Origin of the sequence: Kitasatospora sp. NPDC057738, assembly GCF_042798815.1 — a bacterium.
GTDB lineage: Bacteria > Actinomycetota > Actinomycetes > Streptomycetales > Streptomycetaceae > Kitasatospora > Kitasatospora lactacystinica.
The window spans coordinates 147,573-159,797 of sequence record NZ_JBHVJT010000008.1 but is presented as its reverse complement, the minus strand read 5'-3'; the positions used below and the strand labels follow the sequence as shown (position 1 = coordinate 159,797).

Here is a 12,225-nt window from a genome sequence, read left to right as displayed (position 1 = left end):
CGTCGGTCAGCGGGCAGGCCGCCGAGGTGAGCGTCATGTCGATGGTGGCCACGTCGGACTCGTCGATGTGGATGCCGTAGATCAGGCCCAGGTTGACGACGTCGATGCCCAGTTCGGGGTCGACGACGTCCATCAGGGCCTCGGTCAGGTCCTCGACCGAGACCGTGCCGGCGGTGGTGCCGACGATGAGACCGGTCTGCTGCTCCGCAGCGGGGGCCTCGGTGCCGGTGGTGGTGGTGGTGCTCTCGTCACTCATGGTCTTGTCCTCCTCTGCGGGGTCAGTCGTTCACGGCGGGGTTGTGGGCGAGCGCCTGGGCGGTGGCGTCCTTCCAGGCCATCCAGCTGAGCAGGGCGCACTTGACCCGGGCCGGGTACTTGGAGACGCCGGCGAACGCGACCGCGTCCTCCAGCACCTCCTCGTCGCCCTCGCCCTGGCCCTTGCTCTGCATCAGCTCCAGGAAGGCCTCCTGGACCGCCTGAGCCTCGCCCACGGTCTTGCCGACCACCAGGTCGTTGAGCACCGAGGCGCTCGCCTGGCTGATCGAACAGCCCTGCGACTCGTACGAGACGTCGGTGACGGTGGCGCCGTCGAGCTTCACCCGCAGGGTGATCTCGTCGCCGCACGTCGGGTTGACGTGGTGCACCTCGGCGTCACCGTCCCGCAGCCCCTTGCCGTGCGGGTTGCGGTAGTGGTCCAGGATGATGTCCTGGTACATCGAGTCGAGCTTCATGGTCGTCCTGCCCCGTCCCTCAGCCGAAGAAGTTCCGGACGTGGTGCAGGCCGTCGATCAGCGCGTCGACCTCGCCCGGCGTCGAGTACAGATAGAACGACGCCCGCGTGGTCGCCGGAATTCCGTACCGCAGGCACACCGGCCGCGCGCAGTGGTGGCCGACGCGCACGGCGATGCCCTGCTCGTCCAGCACCTGGCCCACGTCGTGCGGGTGGATGTCGCCGAGGGTGAAGGAGATCGCGGCACCGCGGTCCACGGCCGTGCGCGGGCCGATGATCCGCAGGTCGGGGACCTCCAGCAGCCGCTCGACGGCGTACTCGGTGATCGCGTGCTCGTGCGCCGCGATCTTCTCCATGCCGATGCCCTGGAGGTAGTCGATGGCCGCGCCGAGCCCGACCGCCTGGGCGATCGGCGGGGTGCCGGCCTCGAACTTGTGGGGCGCCGGGGCGTAGGTGGACGAGCCCATGGTGACGGTCTCGATCATCTCGCCGCCGCCGAGGAACGGAGGGAGGTCCTCCAGCAGCTCCTGGCGGCCCCAGAGCACGCCGATGCCGGTCGGGGCCAGCATCTTGTGGCCGGTGAAGGCGACGAAGTCGGCCTCCAGCGCCTGCACGTCCAGCACCATGTGCGGCGCGGCCTGCGAGGCGTCGATGACGACCAGCGCGCCGACCGACTGGGCCTTGCGGACGATCGTCTCGACCGGGTTGATCGTGCCGAGCAGGTTGGAGACCAGGGTGAAGGAGACCACCTTGGTCTTCTCGGTGATCAGCTCGTCGATGTTCGACAGGTCGAGCCGGCCCTCGTCGGTCAGCCCGAACCACTTGAGCTTCGCGCCGCTGCGCTGCGACAGCAGCTGCCAGGGGACGATGTTGGAGTGGTGCTCCATCTCCGTGATGACGATCTCGGAGTCGGCGTCCACCCGGTAGGGCTCGTCGGCCCAGGCCAGCATGTTGGCGACGAGGTTGAGCGACTCCGAGGCGTTCTTGGTGAAGATCACCTCGTTGCGGCTCGGCGCGTTGACGAAGGCCGCGACCTTGTCCCGGGCGCCCTCGTACAGCGCCGTGGCCTCCTCGGCGAGCACGTGCACGCCGCGGTGGACGTTGGCGTTGTGCCGCTCGTAGTAGGCGTTCAGGGCGTCCAGCACCTGGCGCGGCTTCTGCGAGGTGGCCGCGTTGTCCAGGTAGACCAGCGGCTTGTCGTCGTGCAGCACCCGCTGGAGGACCGGGAAGTCCTTGCGGATCGCGTCGGTGTCGAGCAGTCCCGCAAACGGATGGGTCACTCGGACGCGCCCCCCTTCACATACGACTCGTAGCCCTCTTCCTCCAGCTTGTCGGCCAGCTCGGCACCGCCGGACTCGACGATGCGGCCGCCCGCGAAGACGTGGACGTGGTCGGGCTTGATGTACCGCAGGATGCGGGTGTAGTGGGTCACCAGCAGGGTGCCGACCTCGCCGGTCGAGCGGACCCGGTTGATGCCCTCGGAGACGACCCGCAGCGCGTCGACGTCCAGGCCGGAGTCGGTCTCGTCGAGGATCGCGATCTTCGGCTTGAGCAGCTCCAGCTGGAGGATCTCGTGGCGCTTCTTCTCACCGCCGGAGAAGCCCTCGTTGACGTTGCGCTCGGCGAAGGCCGGGTCCATCTGGAGGGCGGCCATCGCCTCCTTGACCTCCTTCACCCACAGCCGCAGCTTGGGGGCCTCGCCGCGGACGGCGGTGGCGGCGGTGCGCAGGAAGTTGGAGACCGAGACGCCGGGGACCTCGACCGGGTACTGCATGGCCAGGAAGACGCCGGCCTTGGCGCGCTCGTCGACGGACATCTCCAGGACGTCCTCGCCGTCCAGCAGCACCGAGCCGCCGGTGACGGTGTACTTGGGGTGGCCGGCCAGCGAGTAGGCGAGGGTGGACTTGCCGGAGCCGTTCGGACCCATGATGGCGTGGGTCTCGCCCTGCTTCACGGTCAGGTCCACGCCCTTCAGGATCTCGCGCGGGCCGTTCTCGGCGTCCACGGAGACGTGCAGGTCGCGGATTTCAAGGGTTGCCATGTGTACTCAGGACTCCTGGTTGACGGAGACGAGCACATCGTCCCCTTCGATCTTTACGGGGTAGACAGCGACCGGCTTGGTGGCGGGCAGGCCGGACGGCTTGCCGGTGCGCAGGTCGAAGCTGGAGCCGTGCAGCCAGCACTCGATCATGCAGTCCTCGACCTCGCCCTCGGAGAGCGAGACGTTCGCGTGCGAGCAGGTGTCGTTGACCGCGAACACCCCCTCGTCGGTGCGGACGACGGAGACCGGCACGCCGTTGAGGTCCACGCGCTTGGGAACGTCCTCCTGGAGGTCGCTCAGCGCGCAGGCACGGAGGAAGGTCATCGCGTTCAGACCGCCGATTCCAGCTCGGCGTCGATCTTCTCCATGAGCTGGTCCTGGACCTCGGCCACGCCGATCTGCTGGAGCAGCTCGGCGAAGAAGCCGCGCACGACCAGGCGGCGCGCCTCGTCGGCCGGGATGCCGCGGGCCTGCAGGTAGAACAGCTGCTCGTCGTCGAAGCGGCCGGTCGCCGAGGCGTGGCCGGCGCCGACGATCTCGCCGGTCTCGATCTCCAGGTTCGGGATCGAGTCGACCCGGGCGCCGTCGGTGAGCACCAGGTTCCGGTTGAGCTCGTAGGTGTCGGTGCCGACCGCGGCGGCGCGGATCAGCACGTCGCCGACCCAGACCGCGTGCGCGTCCTGGCCCTGGAGCGCGCCCTTGTACGCCACGTTCGACCGGCAGTGCGGCGTGTCGTGGTCGATCACCAGGCGGTGCTCCAGGTGCTGGCCGGCGTCGGCGAAGTAGAGGCCGAACAGCTCGGCCTCGCCGCCGGGGCCCGCGTAGGTGACCCGCGGGTGCAGGCGGACCAGGTCGCCGCCGAAGGTGACGACCACGGACTTGAAGGAGGCGTCCCGGCCGATCAGCGCGTTGTGCTGGGCGGCGTGGACGGCGTCGCGCTCCCAGTCCTGCACGGAGACGAAGGTGAGCTTGGCGCCCTCGCCGACCAGCAGCTCGACGTTGGCGGCCCGGGTGCCGGTGCCCTCGTGGTTCAGCACCACGACGGCCTCGGCGAACGGCTTGACGTCGATCACCACGTGGGCGAAGCGGACGCCGCCCTCGCCGCGCACGTCGATCCTGACCGGCTCGGCCAGCACCGACTCCTTGGGGACGGTGACCACCAGCGCCTGCTCGAAGGCGCTGAACGCCTGCGCGGCGACCCGGTCGACCGGCTTGCCGGCCTTGCCCAGGCGGGCGTCGTCCCGGCCGACGGTCTCGGCGGTGACGCCGTCCGGCAGCGTGAACTCGACCTTGTCCTCACCGCGCGGGGCGGAGGCGGCGGTGCCGTCGTGCAGCCCGCCGAGGCGGTGCAGCGGGGTGAACCGCCAGTCCTCCTCGCGGCCGGTGGGCACCGGGAAGTCGTTCACGTCGAAGGACGGCTTGACCGCGACGCGCGCGTCGATCGGCTGCTGGACCGCGGTGCGGCCGGTGCCGGGGCCGGCGAGCTGCGCGCCCGCGCCGGCGGTGCCGACCTCGATCGACCCGGCGGTGGTGGAGCCGGTGGTGTTCTGCTCAGCCATGGCTGTTCGTAGTGCTCTCTTCCTCGGAAATGAGTGGACGGCGGCGGCCTGGGGTCAGCCGACCGCGCCCTCCATCTGCAGCTCGATCAGCCTGTTGAGCTCCAGCGCGTACTCCATCGGCAGCTCGCGCGCGATCGGCTCGACGAAGCCGCGGACGATCATCGCCATCGCCTCGAACTCGGTCAGGCCGCGGCTCATCAGGTAGAAGAGCTGGTCCTCGCTGACCTTGGAGACGGTCGCCTCGTGGCCCATGGACACGTCGTCCTCGCGGACGTCCACGTACGGGTAGGTGTCCGAGCGGGAGATGGTGTCCACCAGCAGCGCGTCGCACAGCACGTTGGACTTGGCGCCCTTGGAGCCCTCGCCGATCTCGATCAGGCCGCGGTAGGAGGTCCGGCCGCCGCCGCGCGCCACCGACTTGGAGACGATGTTGGAGGAGGTGTTCGGCGCCATGTGCACCATCTTGGCGCCGGCGTCCTGGTGCTGGCCCTCGCCCGCGAAGGCGATCGACAGGGTCTCGCCCTTGGCGTGCTCGCCCATCAGGTAGACGGCCGGGTACTTCATGGTGACCTTGGAGCCGATGTTGCCGTCGACCCACTCCATGGTCGCGCCCTCGTACGCCACGGCGCGCTTGGTGACCAGGTTGTAGACGTTGTTCGACCAGTTCTGGATGGTCGTGTAGCGGCAGCGGCCGCCCTTCTTGACGATGATCTCCACGACCGCCGAGTGCAGCGAGTCGGAGGAGTAGATCGGGGCGGTGCAGCCCTCGACGTAGTGGACGTAGGCGTCCTCGTCGACGATGATCAGCGTCCGCTCGAACTGGCCCATGTTCTCGGTGTTGATCCGGAAGTAGGCCTGGAGCGGGATGTCCACGTGCACGCCCTTCGGCACGTAGATGAACGAGCCGCCGGACCACACGGCCGTGTTCAGCGCGGCGAACTTGTTGTCGCCGACCGGGATCACGGTGCCGAAGTACTCCTTGAAGATCTCCGGGTGCTCGCGCAGCGCGGTGTCGGTGTCCAGGAAGATGACACCCTGCTCCTCCAGGTCCTCACGGATCTGGTGGTAGACGACCTCGGACTCGTACTGGGCCGCGACACCGGCGACCAGGCGCTGCTTCTCCGCCTCCGGGATGCCGAGCTTGTCGTAGGTGGCCTTGATGTCCGCGGGCAGGTCCTCCCAGGACTCGGCCTGCTTCTCGGTGGAGCGGACGAAGTACTTGATGTTGTCGAAGTCGATGCCGGAGAGGTCGGAGCCCCAGGTCGGCATGGGCTTCTTGCCGAACAGCTTCAGGCCCTTGAGCCGCAGGTTCAGCATCCACTCGGACTCGTTCTTCTTCGCCGAGATGTCGCGGACGACCTCCTCGCTGAGCCCGCGCTTGGCCGCGGCACCGGCGGTGTCCGGGTCGGCCCAGCCGTACTCGTAATTGCCGAGGCCTTCGAGCTCGGGGTGCGAAACGGTGTCAGTCATGCGAGCTTCCTAACGCGCGGACGCTGAATCTTCGGTGGACGTACCGGCAGTCGGCACTGCATCGGAGCCGCGTCCCGCCGGGGGCTGAGCGGGCGACGATGCGGCACCGGGTGCCGGCACATAGGTGGTGCAGACCCCGTCGCCGTGGGCGATCGTGGCCAGCCGTTGCACATGGGTGCCCAGGAGCTGGGAGAAGACCTCGGTCTCCGCCTCGCAGAGCTGCGGGAACTGCTCGGCGATGTGCGCGACCGGGCAGTGGTGCTGGCAGAGCTGGGCGCCCGCCGGGGCCTTGGCCGCGGCCGACGGGACACGCCGCACCGTGGCAGCGTACCCGTCCGCGCTCAGCGCCTGGGCCAGCGCCTCGGTGCGTTCCCCGGCGGCGGCCAGGCGCAGGGCCTCCAGGTACTTCTCGGCCTGCTGGCCGAACCGGGCGCGGGCGAAGGCGGCGACCGCCTCCTCCCCCGCCTTGCCGCCGCCCACCGAGTCCGCGATCCAGCGCAGCGCGTCGGCGGCGAGCTGGTCGTACGCCTGGTAGAAGGCGTCCCGGCCGGCGTCGGTGAGGGCGAAGACCTTGGCCGGACGGCCCCGGCCGCGGCTTCCGTAGACCCGCTGTTCGCGGGACTCGACCAGGCCGGTGGCGACCAGCCCGTCGAGGTGGCGGCGGACGGCGGCGGCGGTGAGGCCGAGCCGGTTCGCCAGGTCGGCGGCGGAGGAGGGGCCGTGGTCCAGGATCGACCGGGCGACCCGGTCCCGGGTGGCCCGGTGGCCCTCCAGCAGCACCTCGGCCGCCGTCACGGGCACGTCGCAGGAGGAGGCCGTCTCGGCCTCCTGCTGCTGGGCGTGCTCGCGCATGTTTTTCACAACACCAGTGTTGCGTAATTCCTTCCGCCGGGACAACCCGTGATCCAGGCCTCACCGGTGTCATCTGTCACGCAGGTTAGCCTTACCTGACCTGCGAAAACGATCATCGAGCCGCCGTCCGGCCCGCGCGTCAGGCCCTCTTACACTCGCCGGTATGCACTCCGAACCCGCGGTCCAGATCGCCGGGCTGGTCAAACGCTACGGCGACAAGCTCGCGGTGGACGGCCTCGACCTCACCATCCCGGCCGGCGCGATCACCGCCGTCCTCGGCCCCAACGGCGCCGGCAAGACCACCACCATCGAGACCTGCGAGGGCTACCGCCGCCCCGACGCCGGCACCGTCCGGGTCCTCGGCCTCGACCCGGTCGCCCAGAGCGCCGCGCTGCGGCCCCGGATCGGCGTCATGCTGCAGTCCGGCGGCGTGTACGCGGGCGCGCGCGCCGTCGAGATGCTGCGGCACACCGCCAAGCTGCACGCCCACCCGCTGGACGTGGACGCCCTGGTCGAGCGCCTCGGCCTCGGCTCCTGCGGCCGCACCGCCTACCGGCGGCTGTCCGGCGGCCAGCAGCAGCGGCTCGCCCTGGCGATGGCCGTGGTCGGCCGCCCCGAGCTGGTCTTCCTGGACGAGCCCACCGCGGGCCTCGACCCGCAGGCCCGGCGGGCCACCTGGGAGCTGGTGCGCGACCTGCGCCGGGACGGCGTCACCGTGGTCGTCACCACCCACCACATGGACGAGGCCGAGCAGCTCGCCGACCGGGTCGCCGTCGTGGACCGCGGCCGGGTGATCGCCGACGGCACCACCGAGGAGCTGTGCCGCGGCGGCGCCGAGGACTCCCTGCGCTTCGACGGCCCGCCCGGCCTCGACCTCGGACCGCTGCTCAAGGAGCTGCCCGAGGGCGCCACGGCCACCGAGACCGCCCCCGGCAGCTACCGCGTCGAGGCGCCCGTCGACCCGAGGCTGGTGGCCACCGTCACCGGCTGGTGCGCGGCCTCCGGCGTCCTGCCCGAACGGCTGTCCGTCCAGCGCCGCAGCCTGGAGGACGTCTTCCTCGACCTGACCGGACGGGAGCTGCGCTCGTGAGCGAACGGAGCGAGGGAACCATGACCGCCGCCACGACCGACTACTCCCCCGCGCCGGGCCCCGCGCCCGTCGGCCGGATGCTGCTCGCCCAGACCGCGTTCGAGACCCGGATGCTGCTGCGCAACGGCGAGCAGCTGCTGCTCACCGTGGTCATCCCGACCGTGCTGCTGGTGCTGTTCTCCGCCGTGGACGTCGTCGCGGTCGAGGGCCCCGGCAAGCGGGTCGACTTCCTGGCGCCCGGCCTGCTGGCGCTGGCCGTGATGTCCACCGCCTTCACCGGCCAGGCCATCGCCACCGGGTTCGAGCGCCGCTACGGCGTCCTGAAGCGGCTCGGCGCCAGCCCGCTGCCGCGCTGGGCGCTGCTGACCGCCAAGACCGGCTGCGTCCTGGTGACGGAGGCGCTGCAGGTGGCGCTGCTGTCGGTGATCGCACTGGCCCTCGGCTGGTCCCCGCACGGCGACCCGTTGACCGTCGCCGCGCTGCTGGTCCTCGGCACCGCCGCCTTCTCCGGGCTGGGCCTGCTGATGGCCGGCACCCTGAAGGCCGAGGCCACCCTGGCCGGCGCCAACCTGGTGTTCGTCCTGCTGCTGCTCGGCGGCGGGGTGATCGTGCCGCTGACCAGGTTCCCCGAGGCCGTGCGGTCGGTGCTGGAGCTGCTGCCGATCTCGGCGCTCTCGGACGGCCTGCGGTCGGTGCTCCAGAACGGCGCCGGGGTGCCGTGGGCCGACCTCGGCATCCTGGCCGGCTGGTCGGTGCTCGGCCTGGCCGCGGCCGCCCGCTTCTTCCGCTGGGAGTAGGTCGGCGGGTACCGACGCACGACGCCCCCCGGCCGCCTTGGGCCGGGGGGCGTCGTGGTCATCGGGCCGGGGTGTCAGCTCTCGCTGCCGCCGCGGCGCTTGCGGGCGAGCAGGACGAGCGCGCCGCCGACCAGCAGCACGCCGCCGCCGGCCGCCGCGATGATCGGGGTCGAGTCGCTGCTACCGGTCTGGGCGAGCGCCGGCGCGCTGGTGGTGGGCGTCGGGGTCGGCGTCGGGGTCTTGCTCGGGGTGGGCGTGGCCGACGGGGTCGGCGTGGCCGGGGGCGTGGTCGACGGCGTGGGGGTCGGGGTCGCGGTCGGCGTCGGCGTCGGCGTCGGGGTCGGCGTCTTGGTGGGGGTGGGCGTGGGGGTGGGAGTCGGCGTGTGGCACGGCTCGATGGTCTTGGTCTCGTTGATGTTCCAGCCCTTCTCGTTCGGGTTCTCCGTGGTGGTGACCACCAGGTTCGCCTTGATCGGGGCGTTGTGATCCTTCACCGGGAAGGTGCCGTGGTACTCCTTCGGGAAGGTCTTGCCGTCCAGGACCTTCTCGCCGTCGATGGTGAGGCTGACGGTGTTCTTCACGGTCTCGTTGCCGCTGTAGTTGATCAGATCGATCACGATCTTGTCGCAGGTCACCGTCCAACTCGGCACGTGCGCCGAGGCATTGGTGGCCAGCGCCAGGGGCAGGAGAAAACCGGCCGCAGCCGTTCCGGCAAGCGCCGTCGCACCGATCGCGAAGTGCCGCTGCTGTCGTGCCATTACTTTGTTCCCCTCCGAACGGTCTTGTGCAGCAGGCGTGTTGAGTGGTTCGCGGTGGCCCGCTACGACTGTCCGGGGGACTCTACCGGCACTCCCGCACCCCGCCACACCCCGCCGTACGACCGGATATCGACTGTCCGTCCGTCTTCCGATGTGCATGACCAGCCCATCACAGCTGTCACCTCGCGGAACGCGGATTCGACAAACCTGAATGGACTTCGTCACCTTCAAGACAGAACGGAGCCCTCGGTGATCGGGTTCAATCACCGAGGGCTCCTATTCAGTCAGCCGACGAACAGCGGGCCATTCCGGCCTTTCCGTCGATTCCGCCCCTCCGCGGCCGGGGCCGCGGCCGGGGCGGGCTCGACCGGCTCAGGCCTTCCTGGCCGCCTTGCGCCGGGCCGCCACCACGATCGCGCCGCCGGCCGCGAGCACGACCGCACCGCCGATCGCCAGCGGCAGCACCGGGCCGGAGCCGGTGTGCGCCAGGTTGCCGCCCGCGTCCGGCTGGGCGGACGGGCTGCCCGAGGCCGACGGGGCGGTGGTCGCGCCACCGGCCGACGCGCTGGGCGAACCGCTCGCGCCGGGCGTGCCGGTCGCCGGGGCGGACGGGCTGCCCGAGGGGCTCGCCGAACCGCTCGGGGAGGTCGAGGCGCTCGGCGTGGCCGACGGCGAGCCGCTCGGCACGGTCGGCGGCACCGTCGGCGTGCCGGACGGCGTCGGCACGGTGCCCGGCAGGCAGCCGGTGAAGGGGTAGTGGTGCGTCTCCGCACCGCCCTTGCCGGTCAGCGAGGCGGCGATCACCGAGCCGTTGACCGGACCGCCGCTGCCGAGGTCGAAGGCGGCGTTCGGCGCGAGCACGGTCCCGGCCCAGGCGGCCTGGCTGTTCTTGACCACCTTGGTGGCGGTCGGGAAGTTCCAGAGCAGCTTGGAGCGGATCGCCCCGCCCGCGGCGCTCTGCAGCTTGTCGTCCAGCACGAAGGCCTTCCGGCCCTCGTCCCACAGGTGGAAGCCGGTGGTCCCGGCCGCCGCCATGTCGTACGAGCCGCCGGTCACGTTGACCACCGTCACCGAGCCGGCCGGGACCTTGAGGAAGACGTCCTTGGCGCCCTGCAGCCTGGCCGCGTCGACGGTGAAGCTGTTGTACTTCGCGTCCCCGCCGGTGAACGTCAGCTTGGCGCCCTCGGCCTGGACGGTGGCGCCGGCGGTCTGCGGCACGGCGGCCAGCGAGGTCGCGGCGGCGCGCAGCTTGGCGAACTCGGCCTTGAAGTCGATCGGCGAGGAGCCCTGGGCGACGGCCCCCTGGTGGGCCTGGACGGTGGCGCCGTCGGCCTTGGAGCCGAAGACGCCGTTGCCCTTCATCACCTGGGTGTTGTGGCCGGTGATCCGGCCCGCCACGACCAGGGCGTTCTTGCCGGGCAGGGCGTCGACCTGGGCCGCGGTGAGCTCCTGGCCGACCGAGAAGCCGCCGGTGAAGTCGGCGTTGCCGCCGACCGCGACCGCGCCCTCGGCGTCGGGGGTGTGGGTGTCGTCGCCCTCGATGAATTCGCCGTAGAGGTTGGCGACCCCGAGACCGCGGCACTCCTGGTCGGCGCCGACGGCCTGGGCGGCCGGCGCGATGAGGCCGGCCAGTGCGAGGGAGCCACCGACGGCGAGCGCGGCGGCGGAAGTGGATATGCGCATGTGCAGGTCTCCGCTTACGTGCGGGAGGAGGTGGGAGAGAGGTCCGAAAAAAGGTATGGACCAGAGGCGCACTCTCTCCACCCGAACCACAATTGGTCAAGACCAATGCGCATCTTGAGGGATTCACCCCCTTTGTCCGCGTGTCCCGTCCCGGCGTGTCGCCGGCCCCGGACTCCGCCGCCCACGGCCGCGCGCAGCCGTGCCCCGCCCCAAGATCGCCTGTAAGGCCGCCTACGATTGACCCCGTGCCTAACCCCTTCTCCCTGCTCGCCGAGCGCTGGCAGCCATCCGCCGAGATGGTCCGCCGCGCCACGTTCGCCGCGCTGGTGATGAGCGTGGTGATCGTCGTCACCGGCGGCGCCGTCCGGCTCACCGCCTCCGGCCTCGGCTGTACGACCTGGCCCCGATGCACCGACGAGAGCCTGACGCCCACCGCCGAGATGGGCTTCCACGGCGTCGTCGAGTTCACCAACCGGATGCTCACCTACGTGCTGAGCGCCGCCGTCGGCTGGGCCATCCTGGCCGCCCGCTGCCACCGGCCCTGGCGGCACAGCATGACCCGGCTCGGCTGGGCGCAGTTCTGGCTGGTGATGAGCAACGCCGTGCTCGGCGGCATCACCGTGCTGACCGGCCTCAACCCGTACACCGTGGCGCTGCACATGATCGCCGCGATGGCCCTGGTCTGGGTCGCGCTGCTGATGTGGGAGCGGTCCAAGGAGGGCGACGGCCCGCCCCGCCTCTCGGTGGCCCGGCCGATCCACCAGCTCTCGTACGTCCTGGTCACCGTGATCGGCCTGCTCGTCGCGGCCGGCACCCTGGTGACCGGCGCCGGCCACCACCCCGGCACGCCCAAGGACAACAAGATCGTCCCGCGCATCCCGATCGACTACGACCGCCTCGCCCAGTTCCACGCCGACTTCGCGTTCGTCTCGGTCGGCCTGGCCATCGCGGTGATCTTCGTCTTCGCCGCCGTCAAGGCCCCGCAGCCCGCCCGCGCCCGGGCCAAGGAACTGCTCGCCGTCCTGCTGCTGCAGGGCGTGCTCGGCTTCGTCCAGTACTTCACCGACGCGCCCGAGCTCATGGTCGGCCTGCACATGCTGCTCGCCGCCCTCACCTGGATCGCCGCGCTGCGCGTCCCGCTCGCCCTGCGCACCCGCGCGGACGCGGCGGCCGCCGATCAGCCGCCCGCCCGGGCCCCGCAGACCGCCTCGGTCTGACCCCCGGCAGCACCGACGGCCCGGCTCC

The 12,225-nt window shown here is 71.1% G+C and carries 13 protein-coding genes; 3 read left to right on the top strand and 10 right to left on the bottom strand.

Annotated elements, in window-relative coordinates:
• The 8 genes from ACFVGO_RS06915 to ACFVGO_RS06880 all read right to left on the bottom strand — a co-directional run.
• Positions 1-256 (bottom strand): metal-sulfur cluster assembly factor (locus ACFVGO_RS06915; RefSeq protein WP_380630993.1); only part of this gene is annotated, 256 nt, incomplete at its 3' end.
• 22 nt (positions 257-278) lie between these two features.
• Positions 279-731 (bottom strand): Fe-S cluster assembly sulfur transfer protein SufU, encoded by a 453-nt coding sequence (gene sufU / locus ACFVGO_RS06910; protein ID WP_359905310.1) that lies wholly within the window; start codon positions 729-731, stop codon positions 279-281.
• A gap of 19 nt (positions 732-750) precedes the next feature.
• Positions 751-2,010 (bottom strand): cysteine desulfurase, encoded by a 1,260-nt coding sequence (locus ACFVGO_RS06905; protein ID WP_359905307.1) that lies wholly within the window; start codon positions 2,008-2,010, stop codon positions 751-753.
• Positions 2,007-2,771: a Fe-S cluster assembly ATPase SufC gene (sufC, locus tag ACFVGO_RS06900; RefSeq protein WP_359905304.1), complete on the bottom strand. Its 765-nt coding sequence runs from the start codon at positions 2,769-2,771 to the stop codon at positions 2,007-2,009. Before sufC ends, ACFVGO_RS06905 begins: the two co-directional genes overlap by 4 nt.
• Positions 2,772-2,777: 6 nt before the next feature.
• Positions 2,778-3,095, bottom strand: a complete 318-nt coding sequence (locus ACFVGO_RS06895; protein WP_359905302.1) for a bifunctional 3-phenylpropionate/cinnamic acid dioxygenase ferredoxin subunit — start codon at positions 3,093-3,095, stop codon at positions 2,778-2,780.
• Between the two features lie 5 nt (positions 3,096-3,100).
• On the bottom strand, positions 3,101-4,330 hold the full coding sequence (sufD, locus tag ACFVGO_RS06890; RefSeq protein ID WP_359905299.1) for a Fe-S cluster assembly protein SufD: 1,230 nt from the start codon (positions 4,328-4,330) through the stop codon (positions 3,101-3,103).
• A 54-nt stretch (positions 4,331-4,384) separates the two neighbouring features.
• The gene (sufB, locus tag ACFVGO_RS06885) at positions 4,385-5,800 is read right to left on the bottom strand and encodes a Fe-S cluster assembly protein SufB (RefSeq protein WP_359905296.1); all 1,416 of its coding nucleotides are present in this window, start codon (positions 5,798-5,800) and stop codon (positions 4,385-4,387) included.
• A 9-nt stretch (positions 5,801-5,809) separates the two neighbouring features.
• Positions 5,810-6,652 carry a MarR family transcriptional regulator gene (locus tag ACFVGO_RS06880; RefSeq protein ID WP_359905292.1) on the bottom strand — a complete coding sequence of 281 codons (843 nt, stop codon included), beginning with the start codon at positions 6,650-6,652 and terminating at the stop codon, positions 5,810-5,812.
• A gap of 163 nt (positions 6,653-6,815) precedes the next feature.
• Here ACFVGO_RS06880 and ACFVGO_RS06875 point away from each other — a divergent pair, with 163 nt between their 5' ends.
• Both ACFVGO_RS06875 and ACFVGO_RS06870 read left to right on the top strand, forming a co-directional pair.
• Positions 6,816-7,742: an ABC transporter ATP-binding protein gene (locus ACFVGO_RS06875; protein WP_380630992.1), complete on the top strand. Its 927-nt coding sequence runs from the start codon at positions 6,816-6,818 to the stop codon at positions 7,740-7,742.
• 20 nt (positions 7,743-7,762) lie between these two features.
• Complete coding sequence (locus ACFVGO_RS06870; protein WP_380353698.1) at positions 7,763-8,539, top strand: ABC transporter permease; 777 nt, start codon at positions 7,763-7,765, stop codon at positions 8,537-8,539.
• Positions 8,540-8,613: 74 nt separating this feature from the next.
• On the opposite strand, the gene ACFVGO_RS06865 is transcribed toward ACFVGO_RS06870, so the two are convergent.
• Together ACFVGO_RS06865 and ACFVGO_RS06860 are read right to left on the bottom strand one after the other, a co-directional pair.
• Positions 8,614-9,297, bottom strand: a complete 684-nt coding sequence (locus ACFVGO_RS06865; protein ID WP_380630991.1) for an LAETG motif-containing sortase-dependent surface protein — start codon at positions 9,295-9,297, stop codon at positions 8,614-8,616.
• A 372-nt stretch (positions 9,298-9,669) separates the two neighbouring features.
• A complete protein-coding gene (locus ACFVGO_RS06860; protein WP_359905280.1) occupies positions 9,670-10,980 on the bottom strand; it encodes a choice-of-anchor A family protein in 1,311 nt (436 codons plus the stop codon).
• Positions 10,981-11,225: 245 nt separating this feature from the next.
• Here ACFVGO_RS06860 and ACFVGO_RS06855 point away from each other — a divergent pair, with 245 nt between their 5' ends.
• Positions 11,226-12,197, top strand: a complete 972-nt coding sequence (locus ACFVGO_RS06855; RefSeq protein WP_380630990.1) for a heme A synthase — start codon at positions 11,226-11,228, stop codon at positions 12,195-12,197.
• Positions 12,198-12,225: the final 28 nt, after the last annotated feature.